General features: G+C 71.1%; 16 protein-coding genes. 13 read left to right on the forward strand and 3 right to left on the reverse strand.

Features of this window, described 5'->3' with window-relative positions; translation table 11 throughout:
- Nucleotides 1-35: 35 nt before the first annotated feature.
- Complete coding sequence (locus ACYVGD_RS14625) at nucleotides 36-1,046, forward strand: FKBP-type peptidyl-prolyl cis-trans isomerase (protein WP_460744515.1); 1,011 nt, start codon at nucleotides 36-38, stop codon at nucleotides 1,044-1,046.
- A 6-nt stretch (nucleotides 1,047-1,052) separates the two neighbouring features.
- On the opposite strand, the gene gluQRS is transcribed toward ACYVGD_RS14625, so the two are convergent.
- The gene (gluQRS, locus tag ACYVGD_RS14630) at nucleotides 1,053-1,952 is read right to left on the reverse strand and encodes a tRNA glutamyl-Q(34) synthetase GluQRS (RefSeq protein ID WP_460744516.1); all 900 of its coding nucleotides are present in this window, start codon (nucleotides 1,950-1,952) and stop codon (nucleotides 1,053-1,055) included.
- A 100-nt stretch (nucleotides 1,953-2,052) separates the two neighbouring features.
- Here gluQRS and ACYVGD_RS14635 point away from each other — a divergent pair, with 100 nt between their 5' ends.
- The 8 genes from ACYVGD_RS14635 to ACYVGD_RS14670 all read left to right on the forward strand — a co-directional run bounded on the left by ACYVGD_RS14635 (nucleotide 2,053) and on the right by ACYVGD_RS14670 (nucleotide 10,471).
- Nucleotides 2,053-2,991, forward strand: coding sequence for a helix-turn-helix transcriptional regulator (locus tag ACYVGD_RS14635; RefSeq protein ID WP_460744517.1), 939 nt, complete (start codon nucleotides 2,053-2,055; stop codon nucleotides 2,989-2,991).
- Entirely contained in the window at nucleotides 2,988-3,989 is a 1,002-nt protein-coding gene (locus tag ACYVGD_RS14640; protein ID WP_460744518.1) for a WYL domain-containing protein, read from the forward strand. The genes ACYVGD_RS14635 and ACYVGD_RS14640 overlap by 4 nt, the downstream gene beginning before the upstream one ends.
- Entirely contained in the window at nucleotides 3,986-4,195 is a 210-nt protein-coding gene (locus ACYVGD_RS14645) for a hypothetical protein (RefSeq protein WP_460744519.1), read from the forward strand. Before ACYVGD_RS14640 ends, ACYVGD_RS14645 begins: the two co-directional genes overlap by 4 nt.
- A gap of 89 nt (nucleotides 4,196-4,284) precedes the next feature.
- The gene (gene tatA, locus ACYVGD_RS14650) at nucleotides 4,285-4,551 is read left to right on the forward strand and encodes a twin-arginine translocase TatA/TatE family subunit (RefSeq protein WP_460744520.1); all 267 of its coding nucleotides are present in this window, start codon (nucleotides 4,285-4,287) and stop codon (nucleotides 4,549-4,551) included.
- A gap of 78 nt (nucleotides 4,552-4,629) precedes the next feature.
- Nucleotides 4,630-5,388: a twin-arginine translocase subunit TatC gene (gene tatC / locus ACYVGD_RS14655; RefSeq protein ID WP_460744521.1), complete on the forward strand. Its 759-nt coding sequence runs from the start codon at nucleotides 4,630-4,632 to the stop codon at nucleotides 5,386-5,388.
- A complete protein-coding gene (locus ACYVGD_RS14660) occupies nucleotides 5,385-6,356 on the forward strand; it encodes a diacylglycerol/lipid kinase family protein (RefSeq protein WP_460744522.1) in 972 nt (323 codons plus the stop codon). Before tatC ends, ACYVGD_RS14660 begins: the two co-directional genes overlap by 4 nt.
- On the forward strand, nucleotides 6,353-7,534 hold the full coding sequence (locus ACYVGD_RS14665; protein WP_460744523.1) for an MFS transporter: 1,182 nt from the start codon (nucleotides 6,353-6,355) through the stop codon (nucleotides 7,532-7,534). The genes ACYVGD_RS14660 and ACYVGD_RS14665 overlap by 4 nt, the downstream gene beginning before the upstream one ends.
- A gap of 114 nt (nucleotides 7,535-7,648) precedes the next feature.
- Complete coding sequence (locus ACYVGD_RS14670) at nucleotides 7,649-10,471, forward strand: DEAD/DEAH box helicase (RefSeq protein ID WP_460744605.1); 2,823 nt, start codon at nucleotides 7,649-7,651, stop codon at nucleotides 10,469-10,471.
- Between the two features lie 19 nt (nucleotides 10,472-10,490).
- Here the strand turns inward: ACYVGD_RS14670 and ACYVGD_RS14675 are convergent, their stop codons facing one another.
- Nucleotides 10,491-11,888, reverse strand: coding sequence for a metallopeptidase TldD-related protein (locus ACYVGD_RS14675; protein ID WP_460744524.1), 1,398 nt, complete (start codon nucleotides 11,886-11,888; stop codon nucleotides 10,491-10,493).
- A complete protein-coding gene (locus tag ACYVGD_RS14680; RefSeq protein ID WP_460744525.1) occupies nucleotides 11,885-13,384 on the reverse strand; it encodes a TldD/PmbA family protein in 1,500 nt (499 codons plus the stop codon). Before ACYVGD_RS14680 ends, ACYVGD_RS14675 begins: the two co-directional genes overlap by 4 nt.
- Before the next feature lie 72 nt (nucleotides 13,385-13,456).
- Here ACYVGD_RS14680 and hisF point away from each other — a divergent pair, with 72 nt between their 5' ends.
- The 4 genes from hisF to ilvD all read left to right on the forward strand — a co-directional run bounded on the left by hisF (nucleotide 13,457) and on the right by ilvD (nucleotide 17,998).
- Nucleotides 13,457-14,239: an imidazole glycerol phosphate synthase subunit HisF gene (gene hisF, locus ACYVGD_RS14685; RefSeq protein WP_460744526.1), complete on the forward strand. Its 783-nt coding sequence runs from the start codon at nucleotides 13,457-13,459 to the stop codon at nucleotides 14,237-14,239.
- Complete coding sequence (locus ACYVGD_RS14690; RefSeq protein WP_460744527.1) at nucleotides 14,239-15,153, forward strand: 2-hydroxyacid dehydrogenase; 915 nt, start codon at nucleotides 14,239-14,241, stop codon at nucleotides 15,151-15,153. The genes hisF and ACYVGD_RS14690 overlap by 1 nt, the downstream gene beginning before the upstream one ends.
- A gap of 39 nt (nucleotides 15,154-15,192) precedes the next feature.
- Nucleotides 15,193-16,095 carry an alpha/beta hydrolase gene (locus ACYVGD_RS14695; RefSeq protein ID WP_460744528.1) on the forward strand — a complete coding sequence of 301 codons (903 nt, stop codon included), beginning with the start codon at nucleotides 15,193-15,195 and terminating at the stop codon, nucleotides 16,093-16,095.
- Between the two features lie 64 nt (nucleotides 16,096-16,159).
- Nucleotides 16,160-17,998: a dihydroxy-acid dehydratase gene (ilvD, locus tag ACYVGD_RS14700; RefSeq protein WP_460744529.1), complete on the forward strand. Its 1,839-nt coding sequence runs from the start codon at nucleotides 16,160-16,162 to the stop codon at nucleotides 17,996-17,998.
- Nucleotides 17,999-18,045: the final 47 nt, after the last annotated feature.

An 18,045-nucleotide genomic window follows, 5' to 3' on the forward strand; every position in this document is an offset into this window, starting at 1 on the left:
ATCACCGCGAACCATCACCGAGAAAGCCAGAAACCGTGAACCGACGCCTGATCGCCGCCTCCCTCTGCGCCGCCGCACTCGTGCTGCCCGCCTGCTCGAAGGAGAAGGCGGCCGACCCGGCCACCGCCACCCCGTCGACCTCCACCTCCGCCTCGGCCGCCCCGAGCGCCAGCGCCACGCCGACCCCCAGTGCGGCCGCCCCCGTTACCCCGTCGAACAACCTCGACGCCATCAAGGTCGACGGCGAGAAACTTAAGGAGCCGAAGGTCGAGATCCCGGCCCCCTGGGCGGTCGACGAGACGCGCAGCAAGGTCCTGATCCCCGGCGACGGCCCGACCGTCCCCGAGAACGGCACCGTCGAGGTCCACTACTACGGCGTCAACGGCCGCACGGGACAGAAGTTCGACGACTCGTTCAGTCGCGGCCAGGCCATCGCCTTCCCGCTCGACCAGGTCGTCCCCGGCTTCAAGAAGGGCCTCGCGGGCCAAAAGGTCGGCAGCCGCGTCCTCGTCGCCATGCCGGGCAAGGACGGCTACGACCCGTCGGGCGGCTCGCCGCAGGCCGGCATCCAGGTGGGCGACTCGCTGGTGTTTGTCGTCGACATCGTCGGCACCCAGCTCGACCGGGCGACCGGCGATCCCGTCCCGCCGAAGAGCGGCCTGCCCGAGGTGACCGAGGACCCGCAGGGCAACCCCGTCGTCAAGATCGCCGGGGAGAAGCCCGCCCAGCTCGTCACCCAGCCGGTCATCGCCGGCAGGGGCAAGCCCGTGCAGGCCGCCGACGCCATCACGGTGCGCTACATGACGCTGGGTTGGGACGGCCGCATCATCGAGTCGACCTACGGCAAGGACCCCCAGACCGGCCAGCTCGACAAGCTCGTGCCCGCTTGGAAGGAGGCGCTGGTCAACCAGCCCGTCGGCTCGCGCGTCCTGATCGTGTCGCCCCCCGACAAGGCCTACCCGCAGGGCAACGCCAACCCGAAGATCGAGCCCGGCGAGACGCTGGTGTTCGTCGTCGACGTGCTGTTCACCCAGGCCGCGCAATAGCGTCCCTCAGCCGGCCGCTGTCCAGACCCACGGGCGGCGGTCGACGCGATTGGGGTCGAACCGCTCCAGCAGCGTCGCCAGGCCGGGACACTCGCCGGGCTCTGCGAGCCCCAGCGACTCCGCCAGTCGCGAGCGGACGGCCACGGCGTCCATCCCGCTGGCGGCCAGCTCGGTCATCGTGACGGCCCCGTTGCGCTTGGCGAGGCGCTCGCCGCCGGCGTCGAGGACCAGCGGCACGTGCGCGTACTCGGGGACGACGCCGCCCAGCTGTTCGGTGAGCCAGGCTTGGCGGGGCGCCGAGGACAGCAGGTCGTCGCCGCGGACCACCTGGTCGACGCCGGTGTCCACGTCGTCGACGACCACCACGAAGTTGTAAGCCCACGCCCCGTCGTTGCGGCGGATCACGAAGTCGTCCACCGCTTCGGTGTGGTCGCCGTGGACCACGTCGTGGACGGTCCGGGGCACGTCGTCGGAGCGTACGCGCCACGCGGCGGGACGCTCGGCGCGTCGACGGGCCCGTTCCGCCTCGCCGAGGTCGCGGCACGTGCCCGGGTAGGGGGCGAAGGTGTGGTGCGGGGCCTGAGTGGCCTCGCGGATCTCGCGGCGCGTGCAGAAGCACTCGTAGACCCGGTCGCGCAGGGTGGCGGCGACGTCGGCGTACAGGTCGAGGCGCTCGGACTGGCGGAAGACCGGCCCGTCGAAATCGAGGCCCAGCGCCGCGAGGTCGGCGATCTGGCGCTCCTCGGTGCCCTCGGCCGCCCTCGCCCGGACCTCGTCGAGGTCCTCGATCCGCAGGAGGAGGTCGCGCCCCGAGCTCCGGGCGAACAGCCAGGCGAGCAGTGCGGTGCGCAGGTTGCCGACGTGCAGGTCGGACGTCGGGCTGGGTGCGTATCGGCCGGCGTTCACGGGGCTCCTTCGTGCGTGGGCGACCACAGACCCACGATGGTACGCCGACAGACCCGTGCACCTGCCTGCGTCGACGCCTCTGGAATGCCAGACTGGGCTCATGTCGGCGCGCAAGTCAGAACGGATCCTCAACCTCGCGATCTGCCTGCTCGTTGCACCGCGCTACCTGACCCGCGAGCAGATCCGGGCGATGGTCGAGGGCTACGACGTGGGCGACCAAGCGGCGTTCGAGCGGATGTTCGAGCGGGACAAGGACGAGCTGCGCAGCCTCGGCGTACCCATCGAGACCGGCACGATCGGCGACCAGGACGAGATCGGCTACCGCATCCGGCGCACCGATTTCGAGCTCCCGCCGGTGGACTTCACCGCCGACGAGGCCGCCGTCATGGCCGTGGCGGGGCGCGTCTGGGAGCAGGCGGGCCTGGCCGACTCGACGGCCAGCGCGATGGGCAAGTTGCGGGCCGCCGGACTCGAGCCCGACCCCGAACGCCTGCGCATGCTGGCACCGGCGCTCGGTGCGCGCGAGGCGGCGTTCGAGCCGATGTGTCAGGCCATGCTGAGGCGTACGCCCATGGAGTTCGGCTACCGCGGCGCCACCCGTCGGCTCGAGCCGTGGGGGATCACGTCCCACCGCGGTGCCTGGTATGTGGTGGGCCACGACCGTGACCGGGAGGCGCCGCGCATGTTCAAGCTCGCCCGCATCACCGACGAGCCCCGCGCCATCGGCAGGGCCGGCGGGTTCGACGTGCCCGCCGACCTCGACGTCCGTGCGTTGGCGGCCAGCCTCGATCCGTCGCCGCCGAGCCGCGAGTGCGTGCTGGCCGTCCGCGGCACCCGTGCACCCGAGCTGCGACGCCGCGGCGAGCCCGCGACGACCGACGTGGACGTGCCCGAGGGGTTCGTCGTGGTCCGGCTCGCCCACGGCGACCGGGAGGACGTGGTCGCCGAGATCGCCGGCCACGGGGCCGACGTGATCGTGTGCGAGCCGCCCGAGCTGCGGGCAGCGGTCCGCGCCCACCTGCAGGAGGTCGTCGCATGACCTCTGGGACTCAACAGATCAAGCGGGTGATGATGCTGACGCCCTACCTGCAGCGCAACCCCGGGGTCACGATGGAGAAGGCCGCCGCCGACTTCGGGATCACGCCGCGTCAGCTCCGCAAGGACCTGTCGGTCGCCTACATGGTCGGCCTGCCGGGGCTGATGCCCGGCGACCTCGTCGAGATCGACATGGAGCTCGTCGAGGACCAGGGCGTGATCTTCCTCACCAACGCCGACTTTCTCGCCCGGCCGCTGCGGTTCACCCCCGACGAAGCCCTGGCCCTCGGGGTCGGCCTGCGCGCCGTGCGCGACATCGCGCCGCCGGAGTCCCTGCCCGCGATCGACTCGGCGCTCGCCAAGCTCGAGCAGGTCGCCGGCGACTCCGCCGAGGCCAGCCGCCGGGTCGAGGTCCGCATGCCGACCGCCGACACGACGGTGCGCGAGGCCATCGCCACCGCCCGTGCCGCCGGCGCACGCCTGCGGATCACCTACGACTCGGCGGCGCGCGGGGAGACGACGGTGCGCCTGGTCGACCCGCACAGCGTGGCCATGCGCGACGGGTACGCCTACCTGGAGGCGTGGAGCGACGCACCCGCCGGCGGGGGAGAGCCCGGCTGGCGGAGCTTCCGGCTCGACCGGATCGTGCAGGCTGAGGCGACCGAAGTGGCCGCCGGCGACCACGGCGAACCACCCCGCGCCGTCGGCGGCTGGCTCGACCGCGTCGAGGGCGCTCTGCCCGTGACGCTCGACGTCGCCGCCAACGCCGCCTGGATCGCCGAGTACTACCCGGTCGAGTCGGCCGAGCCGCTGGGCGGAGGAACGGTCCGCGTACGCCTGCGCATCGCGTCGCCGGGATTCCTCGACGCCCTGCTGCTGCGGCTGGGTGGCTCCGTGCTGGCCGTCGACCCGCTCGAGGCCGCCGACGGTGCGCGCCGGGCCGCCGAAGAGGCGCTGGCCCAGTACGCCGCGCTGTTCGGCGAGGACGGGGCCGGGTCGTGACCGTCGGCACATGGGTGCTGCTGGTGTGCGCCCTGGTCGTCGTCGCGCTGGTCGCGACGCTGGGCCTGGCCTGCTGGCTGTGGCGCAGGGCCGCGGCGCTGACGGGCGAGGTGGCCGCGCTGGGGCGGCGCCTCGACGAGGTGACGCGGCTGGCCGACGACGTCCACCTCGACGCCTCCGAACGTCACCGACGCGGTGGTGTCTGACAGCCCGCTCTGGTTGTACGCTCAGCAACCGGCCGTACTATGGCGACGTGGGTCGCCGGGCGGCCCACCCCCCGAAGAAAGAGGTCGACATGCCCAACCTGGGACCCGTAGAGCTGCTCATCATCCTGGCCGTCGTGTTGCTGCTGTTCGGAGGCAGCCGCCTCGCCGGGCTCGGCAAGAGCTCCGGTCGCGCGATCCGCGAGTTCAAGGAGGAGACGCGCGGGCTGAACGCCGAGGACCAGAAGAAGGCCGACCAGGCGAAGGCCGTGGGCTCCACGCAGGCCGACCGACCGGCTGCGGACACCGGTGTCGTCGACGCCGAGGTCGTCGACCGCGATCCTGACGACCTGCGCTGATCCGTGGCCGTCCGCGTCGCCGGGCGCAACCTCAGCCTGGCCTGGCTGAAGCCGCCTCCCGTCCCGCCGGACGGGAACATGTCCCTCTTCGAACACCTGCGTGAGCTGCGCTACCGGCTCGTCGCCGCCGCCGTGTTCATCACCATCGGCATGCTGTGCTGCGCGTTCTTCTACAACCAGCTGTTCGGCATCCTGCTCCACCCGGTCGAGCTGGCGGTGGTCGACCTGAAGGCGGTGCGCCCGGACCAGCAGATCAACGTCGTGACCAGCGGCGTGTCCGCTCCCTTCACGCTCGCGATGAAGATCGTCGGCATCGCCGGCCTGATCGTCTCGTCGCCGTTCTGGCTGTACCAGATGTGGGCGTTTATCGCGCCGGGCCTGCTGGCGCGCGAGAAGAAGTGGGCGTACATCTTCATCGGCTCGGCGGTGCCGCTGTTCCTGGCCGGCGTGGCGGTTGGCTACGTCGTGATGCCGAAGGGCATCTCGGTGATGCTGAGCTTCACGCCGTCCAATCAGGAGATCAGCAACCTGCTCGACCTCCCGTACTTCCTGAACTTCCTCATCCGGCTCATGCTGGTGTTCGGGCTGGCGTTCCTTCTGCCGGTCGTGCTCGTGGTGCTGAACCTGGCGGGCGTCATCACGGGCGCCCAGCTGGGCCAGTACCGGTCGTATGCCATCTTCGGCACGACCGTGTTCGGCGCCGTCGCCACGCCGTCGACCGACCCGTTGTCGATGCTGGCGCTGGCCGTGCCGATGGCGATCCTCTACCTCGTGGCCGAGGCCATCTGCCGCATCCACGACCGCGGGAAGAAGTCCAAGGAGCTGGCGACCGGATGAGCCTCGACCGCTACGACGGCCCCACCTTCACCCTCGTGGTGAACCCCCGCGCCGGCCGTGGCCGCGCCGCAAAGCTGCTGCCGCAGGTCTGTCGCGAGCTGCTCCGGGGGGTCCCAGACGCGAACCTGCGCGTCCACCAGACGTCGGACTACCAGGAGGCGCGGCTGCGTACCGTCGCGGCCGTCCAAGCCGCCCGGCCGGCGCACGGCACTCCCGGCGGCCCGCAGGTGCGTGCCGACGCCGTCCTCGTCATGGGTGGGGACGGAATGATGTCGCTGGGCGTGGACTCCTGCGCAGAGACCGAGGTGCCGCTCGGGCTGATCCCCGCCGGCACCGGCAACGACATGTGCCGAGGGCTTGGCATCAAGGTGTTCAGCCCCGTCGATGCGGCTCGGCGCGTGATCGCCGGCCACACCATGCGCATCGACTCGCTGCGCGTCGAGGGGGCTTTGGTCGGCGGGGCCGAGGTGCGCCACGTCGGCACCGTCGTCGCCACCGGCTACGACTCTCTGGTGAACCGGCGGGCGAACCGCATGCGCCTGCCCATCGGCACGCTGCGGTACGCGACGGCCGCGCTCGCCGAGCTCGCCGTGTTCGAACCGCTCGAATACCGCATGACCATCGACGGGCGCCACCGTGAGGAGCCCGCGATGCTCGTCGCCGTCGGCAACTCCACCTACTTCGGCGGTGGCATGGCGATCTGCCCGACCGCCGACGTGACCGACGGAGAGCTCGATGTCACCGTCATCCACCCCGTCAGCCGTGCGACGCTGCTGCGGATGCTGCCCACGCTGTTCGACGGGAGCTTCGTCCGAGACCCGGCGGTGGAGCGGTTCCGCGCCCGAGACGTGCTGCTCGACGGGCCCGGCCTGTACGGCATGGGCGACGGTGAGGAGCTCGGCCCGTCGCCGCTGCGCATCAGCGTCAAGCCCCGCTCGTTGACCGTCTTCGGCACACCGTCGCCGTGAGCGCGGGGGAGCGCCGCGTCGCGCTGCGGTGGTTCGTGCTCACCGGGATGGTGCTGGTCACCCTCCAGCTGCGCGCCCCGATCACCGGCGTCCCGCCCGCCCTGTCACGGGTCGCCGAGTCGCTCGCCCTCGGTCCCACCGCCGCCGGTGCCGTCACCTCGCTGCCCCTGGTCTGCTTCGGGATCTTCGCGTTCCTGACTCCGTTCCTGGCCGCCCGCGTCGGACTGGAACCGACGCTGTGGGCCGCGGCCTCCCTTGTGCTGGCCGGCCTCGCCGTACGCCACGACGCGCGGCTGGTGACGTTCTTCGCCGGAACGCTGCTCGTCGGAATGGGCATCGCCCTGGGCAACGTCGCCCTACCGGCGCTGGCGCGCGCCTGGTTCCCCGACCGGCTGCCACTGGCGATGGGCGTCTACACGGTGATGATCCAGGTGTCCGGCTCAGCCGGGCCCTTCCTGACGGCGCCACTGCTGGCCGCGGGCTGGGCATGGCGCGACGCGCTGTCGATCTGGTTCGTGCCGGGGGTCCTGGCCCTGGTCGTGTGGACCGTCGTCAACATCGCCGTCGCCCGGCAGCGGCACGGCCATCCCCACCACGCCGCCGAGCCCGCCGGCATGGGGTCGGTCGTGCGCCGCCGTCTCACGTGGACGATCACCTTCGTGCAGGGGACGCAGTCGCTGGTCTTCTTCGCCCTGCTGACGTGGATCCCCGTCCAGCTGCGCATGCACGGGTTCAACGAGGCGACGATCGGGGTCCTCATGGGGATCTATTCCATCCTCGGACTGCCCGGCTCGTTCTGGGCCGCCCGTCTGGCACGGGGCCTTCACGGCCGTACGCGGGTCGTGGTCCTCACCGTCGTCTACGTGGTGGCCCTGCTCCTGCTGCCGGTGAGCCGACCGGCCGTGGTCGTGGGGCTCCTGGTGTGCGGTGTGTGCCAAGGCCTGTGGCTGGTCGTGTCGCTGACGTTCATCGCTTCGCAGGCCGACCCGCGTGACGTCCCGGCCGTCTCCGCCCTCGCGCAGGGCACGGGCTACCTGTGGGCCGCCCTCGGTCCCGTCGCCGTCGGCGCCCTGTACGCCACCACCGGCACCCTCGTCGCGGGCGAGGCCCTGATGGCGGTGCTCGTCATCGCCATGGGCGTGACCGCCGTCGGCGTGGCGCGACAGGTCCACGCCTGACCCGGCTTAACCGGCCGAACCACAAATGGTCGCTGCGCTGTCAGGGGTCCGCGATAGCGTGGAGGCATCATGAGCGAACCCCACGAGACCGAAGAGCTGAGCCCGGCCGAGCGCATGGCCCGCTTCCGCAAGAACCGCCGCAGCCCGATGCTGCAGGAGTTCGCGGCGGCGTACGGGTTCGACTTCGACGACTTCCAGCGCACGGCCTGCGAGGTCATCGAGGGCGGTTCCGGCGTGCTCGTCGCCGCACCCACAGGTGCCGGAAAGACGATCGCGGGCGAGTTCGCCGTCTTCCTCGCGGTGCAGCAGGGACGCAAGGCGTTCTACACCACGCCCATCAAGGCGCTGTCGAACCAGAAGTTCAACGACCTCGTGCGCCGCTATGGCGCCGACAACGTCGGCCTGCTCACCGGTGACTCCTCGATCAACTCCGAGGCGCCCATCGTCGTGATGACGACCGAGGTGCTGCGCAACATGATCTACGCCGGCTCGTCGACGCTGCAAAACCTGGGCTACGTGGTGATGGACGAGGTCCACTACCTCGCCGACCGCTTCCGCGGCGCCGTGTGGGAAGAGGTCATCATCGGCCTGGCCGAGTCGGTCCAGCTGGTCGCGCTGTCGGCGACCGTCTCGAACGCCGAGGAGTTCGGCGACTGGTTGCGCGAGGTGCGCGGCGAGGTCGAGATCGTGGTGTCCGAGCGGCGTCCGGTGCCGCTCTACCAGCACGTGCTCGTGGGCCGGAAGGTCCACGACCTGTTCGCCGACATCGCACCCACCGCGATCACCGGCGAGGTCTCCGGGGCCGCGGTCGCGGCCAAGCACGACGTCAACCCGGTGCTGGTCAAGATCGCCAGGGACGAGTCCAAGACCGTACGCGACGACTCGCGGCGTCCTCGCGGCCGTTCCGGGCGCGGCAAGAAGGCCCACGGCCACGGCTCGGGCGCCTACGGGGGCGCTGCGGCCCGCAGCCAGCAGGAGCGCTCGCGATACCGGCCGCCGTCGCGCGCCGACATGGTCGAGACGCTCTCGCGCGCCAACCTGCTGCCGGCCATCGTGTTCATCTTCTCCCGAGTCGGCTGCGACGCCGCGGTGAAGCAGGTGATCGGCGGCGGCGTACGCCTCACCGACCACAGCGAGCGGGCCGAGATCCTCACCATCGCCGAGCGCCACGTCGCCGGTCTGTCGCTCGCCGATCGCGACGCGCTCGACTACGACGGGTTCCTCGACGCGCTGACGCGCGGTGTCGCGGCCCACCACGCGGGCATGCTGCCGGCGTTCAAGGAGTGCGTGGAGGAGTGCTTCGCCAAGTTCCTGATCAAGGTGGTGTTCGCGACCGAGACGCTCGCGCTGGGCATCAACATGCCGGCGCGCTCGGTCGTGCTCGAGAAGCTGGTGAAGTTCAACGGCGAGGCCCACGTCGACATCACGCCGGGCGAATACACCCAGCTGACCGGGCGTGCGGGCCGCCGTGGCATCGACGTCGAGGGCCACGCGGTCGTCCTGTGGCAGCCGGGGCTCGACCCGCGCGCCGTCGCCGGCCTGGCGTCCAAGCGCACCTACCCGCTGAAGTCGTCGTTCGCGCCGACCTACAACATGGCCGTCAACATGGTCTCGGCGGTCGGCCGCGAGCGGGCGCGCACGCTGCTGGAGCAGTCGTTCGCGCAATACCAGACCGACCGCTCCGTCGTCGGCCTGGCCCGCAACCAGCAGCGCAACGAGAACCAGATCAAGGGCTTCCTCGGGAGGGCGGCCTGCGATCGCGGCGACTTCGCCGAGTATGCACGGATCCGCGAGGAGATCTCCCAGCTCGAGGCCGAGGCAGCCCGCAGCCGCAAGGCCGACAAGCGTGCCGAGGCGTTCCAGTCGCTGCTGGAGCTCCAGCCCGGTGACATCATCCACGTGCCCAGCGGCAAGATGCAGGGCTGGGCGGTCGTGCTCGAACCAGGCGTACGCTCCCACCGCGAGGAGCCCCACCCGCTGGTCATGGGCGAGGAGCGCATGACCAAGCGCCTGACGCTCAACGACTTCCCGACGCCGACGAAGGCGGTCGGCAAGCTGCGCATCCCGAAGAAGTTCAACGTGAAGGAGCCCCACTCGCGGCGCTCGCTGAACGCGGCCCTGCGCTCGAAGCTCGCCGAGCTCGACCTCTCCCCGGAGCGTTGGCGTCCGGGGGCGATGGACGAGGAGATCGCCGAGCGGATCGCCGAGCTGCGCCATGCGATGCAGTCCCACCCATGCCATGGGTGCCCCGATCGTGAGGAGCACGCGCGCTGGGCCGAGAGAGCCATGCGGCTCGAGCGCGAGAACCGCCAGACCGCCGCGAAGATGGAGCGCCGGACCAACACGATCGCCACCCAGTTCGACCGTATCTGCAACGTGCTGCAGTCGCTGCACTACCTCGACGGCGACCCGGTGCAGGTCACCGCCGACGGCAAGGTGCTGGCCCGCATCTACAACGAGCTCGACCTGGTCGCCGCGGAGGCCGTACGCCGGGGTGTCTTCGACGGCCTGTCCGCTCCCCAGCTCGCGGCGGTGCTGTCGACGCTGGTGTTCGAGTCGCGCCGCGTCGACCACCGGGGGCGACCGCCGCGCATGCCCGACTCCGAGACCGACGCGCGCCTGACCGCACTGCGCCAGGTCCACCGCGAGATCGCCCTGCTCGAGCGCGACTTCAAGCTCGAGCGGGGTCCCGACCTCGAGATCGGGTTCGCCGATTCGGCGTTCGCGTGGGCCTCGGGGCGGCCGCTGTCGGAGGTGCTCGGGGCGTCGGGCCTGACGGCGGGCGACTTCGTCCGCTGGGTGCGCCAGGTCATCGACTTCACCGACCAGATCGGCGATGCCGCGGGGCCGGGCGACCTGCGCCGCACGTGCCGCGAGGTCACCCACTCGATGCGCCGCGGCGTGGTCGCGTTCGTCACCGACACGACGGGGGAGTGAGCCGGTCGCCCGGCGGTCGTCAGTGGGCCTGCGACACCGTCGACATGTTGAAGCCGCGTACGCGGGCGGCGGGCATGGTCGTCAGCGTGAACCAGTCCTGCCACTCGCGGCACAACGTCTGCTCGCTCGCCGACGTCTCCGTGATGCGGCCCAGCAGCTCGACGGGTGACTCGTTGAAACGGAAGTTGTTCACCGCACCCACGATCTCGCCGTCCTCGATGAGGTAGACGCCGTCACGCGTGAGGCCGGTCAGCAGCAGCGACTCGGGGTCGACCTCGCGGATGTACCACAGGCACGTCAGCAGCAGCCCGCGCTGTGTGGAGGCGATCATGTCGTCGAGGGAGCCCCTGCCGCGTACGTCAAGAACGAGGTTGTCGATCGCGGGACGCGGCTCGAGCCCCTGGTCGGCAGCGACCTTCCGTGTACGCATCAGGTCGCCGAGGACGCCCTCGCGGATCCACTCGGTGCGGGCGACGGGGGCGCCGTTGTCGAACACCGAGGACGTGCCGCCTGCCGACGAGCGGGCGACGACGAACGGGCAGGTCGCCAGGCCCGGCTCGTCCGGGTCGGACGCCAACGTGACGGGCAGGCGCGACAGCCGGTCGCCGATGCGGGTCTCGCCGGGCCTCCCGGGGCGCGCGTATGCGTTGCGGCCCTCGGCGGCGTCGCGCGCCGACATCGTCCAGTACGCGTAGATCAGCAGGTCGGCGACCGCCGACGGCGGCAGCAACGTCTCGTACGCCCCCGCGGGCAGGTCGATCCGGTTCTCCGACCATGCGAGGCGGCGGCACACCTCGGCGTACATCACCTCGATGTCGACGTCGGTGAAGTCGCGGGTGGCCCGGCCGACCCAGGCCGAGCCGATCATGTCGGGGTGCTTGGCGTTGAGCTCGACGCGACCGGTCGGCTGGGTGTGGCGACGGCGCGTGCCCGCGGTGGTGGCCAGCCACGTGGTGGTCACGATGTGCTCGGCGAACCCGAAGAGCAGGCGTTCGTCGCCCGCGTCGGCGAAGCAGCACCCCAGCCCGGCGGCGAGGCCCTCGAGGACCTCGATGGTGGTGGCGTCCGCGGGCGAGTCGAAGTCGCCGTCGACGCCACCGTCGACCAGCGGCATGCCGTCCTCGGCCACGTCGGCGCCCGCGAGAGCGGCCAACGACTCGTCGACGAGCGCGGTCAGCGACGACGCGTCGGCCACGACACCCTCGACGACCCCGGCGCAGCGGCCGCCTGCGCGGTCGGCGATGGTGATGACCGTGCCGGTGCGGCGGTGCATCTGCCCGTTGGTCGTCAGCGCGTTGTTGGCCCAGCGCAGGTTGGCCTCGGTGGTCTCGTCGACGATCACGACGGCGTCGTCGCAGCGGCCGGAAGCGGCCTCGAGGGCGGCCTCGATCCAGGTGCTCACTGTGTTGGGGTTCATCGTCCGGCCTCCGAGGTGGTGTTGAGCACGTTGACGCCGCGGAACAGCGCGGCGGGGGAGCCGTGGGACACGGCGGCGACCTGGCCGGGCTGGCCCTTGCCGCAGTTCATCGCCCCGGCCAGCAACCACGTGTCCGGGCCTCCGACGGCCTCGAGCGAGCCCCAGAAGTCGGTCGTCGTCGCCTGGTAGGCGACGTCGCGGACCTGACCGGCCAACCGCCCGTTCTGGATGCGGAAGAAGCGCTGCCCGGTGAACTGGAAGTTGTAGCGCTGCATGTCGATCGACCACGACTTGTCACCGACGACGTAGAGACCACGGTCGACGCGGGAGATCAGCTCGTCGACCGACGGGCCGTCCGGGTCGGCGGCGACCGACACGTTCGGCATGCGCTGCAGCGGGATGTGGCCCGGCGAGTCGGCGAACGCGCAGCCGTTGGAGCGTCCGAAGCCCTTCTCCTGCGCCATCTGCCGATTCAGCTGGTAGCCGACGAGCGTGCCCTCGCCGATGATGTCGAACTCCTGCGCGGCGACGCCCTCGTCGTCCCAGCCGACGGTGGCCAGGCCGTGCTCGGTGGTCCGGTCGCCGGTCACGTGCAGCTTCTCCGAGCCGTACGCCAGCGTGCCCAGCTGGTCGAAGGTCGCGAAGCTCGTGCCGGCGTACGCGGCCTCGTAGCCGAGCGCGCGGTCGAGCTCGGTGCCGTGGGCGATGGACTCGTGGATCGTCAGCCACAGGTTGGTGGGCTCGATGACGAGGTCGTACGCACCGGCCTCGACAGACGGTGCGGCGGCGTGCTCCGCGAGGAGCGCGGGCATCTCGGCGACCTCGGCGTCGAAGTCCCAGGCGGTGCCGGTCAGGTATTCCCAGCCGCGTCCCACCGGCGGCGCGACCGACGACATCGAGGCGAAGCCGTGGTCGCCGACGCTGACGGCGGTGAGCTCGGGGTGGAGGCGGACGCGCTGCTGGACCGTGCGGGTTCCGGTGAGGTCGGCGTAGAACTTGTTCTCCTGCTGCATGAGCAGCGACGCGTTGACGTGCGAGACCCCGTCACCGGCCAGCAGGGCCTGCGAGAGCTCGACGAACCGGCCGACGCGCTCGGCCTCGTCGACGTGGAACGGGTTGGTCCCGTACGCCGACACCCACGTGCCGGTGTGGACGGGCTCGGGTGCCAGCTCGACGCGCGCGCCGCCCAGCGAGGACGCGACGCGGGCGGTGGCCACCGCCTGCTCGGCGATCGTCACGGCGGCATCGGTCGTCAGCGTGATGCCCGCGGCGAAGCCCCAGGAGCCGTTGTGGACGACGCGTACGCACATCCCCAGCCCCACCGAGTCTGACGCGTTCTCCAGCGCGCCGTCCCGGAAGGCGCGTACGCCGGTCCGGAGCCGTTCGACGCGGACGTCGGCGTGCTCGGCCCCCAGGCCCTTGGCGCGCGCCAGCGCCGCGTCGGCGAGCGCATCGAGGGGCAGGGAGGTGAAGCGTTCGTCCACGGTGTGGGTCATGGGATCACCGTAGACGCCCGCATGGCGAATCCCTATCCGAGATCGGTGGGGGGCTCTGGAAGGATGATCAGCATGAGTGTCGCCATCCGTGTCATCGCCTGTCTCGACGTCCACGACGGGCGTGTCGTCAAGGGCGTGAACTTCACCGACCTGCGCGATGCCGGTGACCCGGTCGAGCTCGCCGCGGCCTACGACACGGCCCAGGTCGACGAGCTGACGTTCCTCGACATCTCGGCCTCCCACGAGGGCCGCGAGACGACTCGCGACGTGGTGCGGCGCACGGCCGAGAGCGTGTTCATCCCGCTGACCGTCGGTGGGGGAGTCGCCCGCGTCCAGGACGTCGACGACCTGCTGCGCACCGGTGCCGACAAGGTCGGCGTCAACACCGCGGCCATCCGTCGTCCCGAGCTGATCCGCGAGATCACCACGCGGTTCGGCAACCAGGTGCTGGTGCTGTCGGTCGACGCGCGCCGCGAGCCCGGCCAGCCGTCGGGCTTCGGCGTCACGACCCACGGCGGCCGCACCGCCGCCGGGCTGGACGCGATCGACTGGGCGAGGCAGGCGGTCGACCTCGGCGCGGGCGAGATCCTGCTCAACTCCATGGACGCCGACGGAACCCGCGACGGGTTCGACCTCGAGATGATCGAGGCCATGCGCGCCGCCGTTGACGTGCCGGTCATCGCGTCGGGCGGTGCGGGCACGGTCGATCACTTCGTCGACGCCGCCCGCGCCGGCGCCGACGCCGTGCTCGCGGCGAGCGTCTTCCACTTCGGCACGGTCGCGATCTGTGACGTCAAGCGTGCGCTCGACGCCGCCGGCTTCCCCGTACGCCTCACCCCCACGAAGGAGTCCTGATGCAGGTCTGGCTGCCCCTCGACGACCCCGCCGACGCCGAGCGCCTGCTCGGCGGCCTCCCCGACGGCATCGAGGTCGTCGCCGTCCCCGACCCGGCCGACCTGCCCGACGACCTCTCGCAGGTCGAATTCCTGGCCCAGCCCTACCTGACCGGGCCGAAGATCCTCGAGCGCGTGGGCGAGATGCCGCGGCTCAGGCACGTCCAGCTGAGCCAGGCGGGCTTCGAGGGCCTGCCCGAGCTGCTGCCCGAGGGTGTCACGCTCCACAACGCCGCCGGTGTCCACGACGCGTCGACCGCCGAGCACGCGCTCGGGCTCGCGCTGGCCTCGGGCCGTCACCTCGACACGTACGCCCGCCAGATGCCCGAGCACCGCTGGGCGCCCGTGTTCGGCACGGCTCTCGCGGACCGCCGGGTGCTCATCATCGGTGCGGGACGCATCGGCCGGGCCATCGAGCAGCGCCTCGCCGGTTTCGAGGTGGCCTCGGTGACGAAGGTCGCCCGCACCGCCCGCGACGACATCCGGGCCATCGACGACCTCGACGCGCTGCTGCCCGAGGCCGACGTGGTGTTCCTCATCTGCCCCCACACCGACCAGACCCACCATCTGATGGGCGCCCGCCGGTTCGCGCTGCTCCCCGACGGCGCGCTGGTGGTCAACGTGGCCCGCGGCCCGGTCGTCGACACCGACGCGATGGTGGAGGCCTGCGCGTCGGGCCGCGTGCGAGCCGCCGTCGACGTGACCGATCCCGAGCCGCTGCCGGCCGACCACCCGCTGTGGGACACCCAGGGCGTACTGGTCGCTCCGCATGTCGGTGGGCTGTCCACCGCGTTCGCGCCGCGGTTCCACCGCCTGCTCGGCGAACAGCTGCGCCGGCTGGCGGCAGGGGAGGAGTTGCTCCACAGGGTCCACTGACCGCTTCAGGGACGTTGTGCCACCGCCTAGTATCCATCCATGCAGCTGAACCGACGGGCCACGACGATCGGCGCGGTGACCACGGCCGCAACCGCACTGGGTGCCACGGCCGGCGCGCTCGCCGCCGCCCGACGGATCAGCGGCCCGCAGCGGCCCGAGCTCGACTACGGCTTCACCCCGTTCGAGGTCGGCCTGGGCGACATCGCCGAAGACGTCACCTTCCATGCGGGCGACGGCACGCGACTGGCGGGCTGGTGGCTCGACAACCCCGGCTCCGAGCGCGTGGTGATCTGCTGCCACGGCCACCGCGGCAACAAGTCGGAGATGCTGGGCATCGGCCCGGGCGTCTTCCGCGCGGGCAACACAGTGCTGCTGTTCGACTTCCGCGGCAACGGCGAGTCAGACGACGGTCCGCAGTCGCTGGCCCACTACGAGCAGCTCGACCTCCAGGCGGCCGTCGACCTCGTCGCAGAACGCCGCCCCGACGCCGAGATCTGCGTCGTCGGCTTCTCGATGGGCGCGGCGGTGTCGATCCTCGTCGCCGCAGCCGACGAGCGCGTACGCAAGGTCGTCGCCGACTCGCCGTTCGCCGACATGCAAGGGGTGATCGCGGCCGCGGCGAGGTCGCTGCGCCTGCCGCCGGTGCCGATGGTCCAGCTCGCCGACCACGCGACCCGGGTGCGCTACGGCTATCGGTTCGCCGAGGTGCAGCCCATCGAGGTCGTGGACCGCCTGGCGCCGCGCCCGCTGCTGATGTTCCACGGCACCGCCGACACGATCATCCCGATCGAGCACGCCCGCCGGCTGGACGCCGCGGCCGGGCAGCCCCACGAGCTCCGCGTCGTCGACGGCGTCGGGCACTGCGGGGCCTACTTCGCCGACCGACCGGGCTACATCGCGCAGGTCGCGGAGTTCCTCGCGCGCCAGGGGCCCGCATGGTGAGCCATCTGCGGGACGGCGTACGCGCCCGCTAGCCTTTCGGGAACCCGCGAGGAAGGTCTGACCCATGCCGCAGCTGCGCTCCCGAACATCCACCCACGGCCGCAACATGATGGGCGCACGCTCGCTGTGGCGCGCGACCGGCATGGAGGACGACGACTTCGGCAAGCCGATCATCGCCATCGCGAACTCCTACACGCAGTTCGTGCCGGGCCACGTCCATCTCAAGGACATGGGTGACCTGGTCGCGTCGGCGATCGTCGAGGCCGGGGGAGTGGCCAAGGAATTCAACACCATCGCCGTCGACGACGGCATCGCCATGGGTCACGGGGGCATGCTCTACTCGCTGCCCAGCCGTGAGCTGATCGCCGACTCGGTCGAGTACATGGTCAACGCCCACTGCGCCGATGCCATCGTGTGCATCTCCAACTGCGACAAGATCACCCCGGGCATGCTGATGGCCGCGATGCGCCTCAACATCCCTGTGGTGTTCGTCTCCGGTGGTCCGATGGAGGCCGGCAAGGCGTTCGTCTCTGAGGGGGTGGCGTACCCTTCGACCGACCTGAGCGTCGCCATGGCCGCCTCGGCCAACGAGCAGATCCCCGACTCGGGGATCGCCGAGATGGAGCGCTCGGCCTGCCCGACCTGCGGCTCGTGTTCGGGCATGTTCACCGCCAACTCGATGAACTGCCTGACCGAGGCGCTGGGCCTGTCGCTGCCCGGCAACGGGTCCACGCTCGCCACCCACGCCGCGCGCAAGGACCTCTTCCTCGAGGCCGGTCGTCTGGTCGTCGAGCTGACGAAGCGCTACTACGACAACGACGACGAGTCGGTCCTGCCGCGCAACATCGCCAACAAGGCCGCGTTCCGCAACGCCATGTGCCTCGACATCGCCATGGGCGGCTCCACGAACACCATCCTCCATACGCTCGCCACGGCCATCGAGGGCGAGATCGACTTCACCCTCGACGACATTCAGGAGCTGTCGACGAAGGTACCGTGCCTGTCGAAGGTCGCGCCCAACTCGCCGAAATACCACATGGAGGACGTCCACCGTGCCGGCGGCATCCCCGCCATCCTCGGCGAGCTCAACCGCGCCGGCCTGCTCGACACGAGCGTCCACTCGGTCCATAGCCCCGACCTGCAGTCGTGGCTCGATGCCTGGGACGTACGCGGCGGCAGGGCCAGCCAGCAGGCCCTGGACCTCTTCCACGCGGCTCCCGGTGGCGTACGCACGACCCAGGCGTTCTCGACCGAGAACCGGTGGGATTCGCTCGACACCGATGCCGCCGACGGCTGCATCCGCGACCTGGAGCACGCGTACACCGCAGACGGCGGCCTGGCGATCCTCTACGGCAACCTCGCCGAGCAGGGCGCGGTCATCAAGTCCGCCGGCGTCGACGAGTCGCTGTTCCACTTCGTCGGAGAGGCCATCGTCATGGAGTCCCAGGACGAGGCCGTCGAGAAGATCCTCGACAAGACCGTCCGCGAGGGCCACGTCGTCGTCATCCGCTACGAGGGCCCCAAGGGCGGTCCCGGCATGCAGGAGATGCTCTACCCGACGTCGTTCCTCAAGGGCCGTGGTCTGGGCACGAAGTGTGCGCTCATCACCGACGGACGGTTCTCCGGTGCCACCTCCGGTCTGTCGGTCGGCCACATCTCGCCCGAGGCGGCCGGCGGCGGCACCATCGGCCTGGTCCGCGACGGCGACGAGATCGAGATCGACATCCGCGAGCGGCGCCTCCACCTCAACGTCGACGACGCCGAGCTCGAGCGCCGGCGCGCCGAGATGGGGGAGGCCCCGTGGTCGCCGAAGAACCGTGAGCGCGAGGTCAGCAAGGCGCTGAAGGCGTACGCGTCGATGGTCCGGCCGGCCAGCTTCGGCGCGGTGCGCGAGGTCGATTGAGGTCACCTTCCGGGACGCCGTATCCACATCATGGGACACGGCGTCCA

This window comes from Mariniluteicoccus endophyticus (assembly GCF_054780035.1).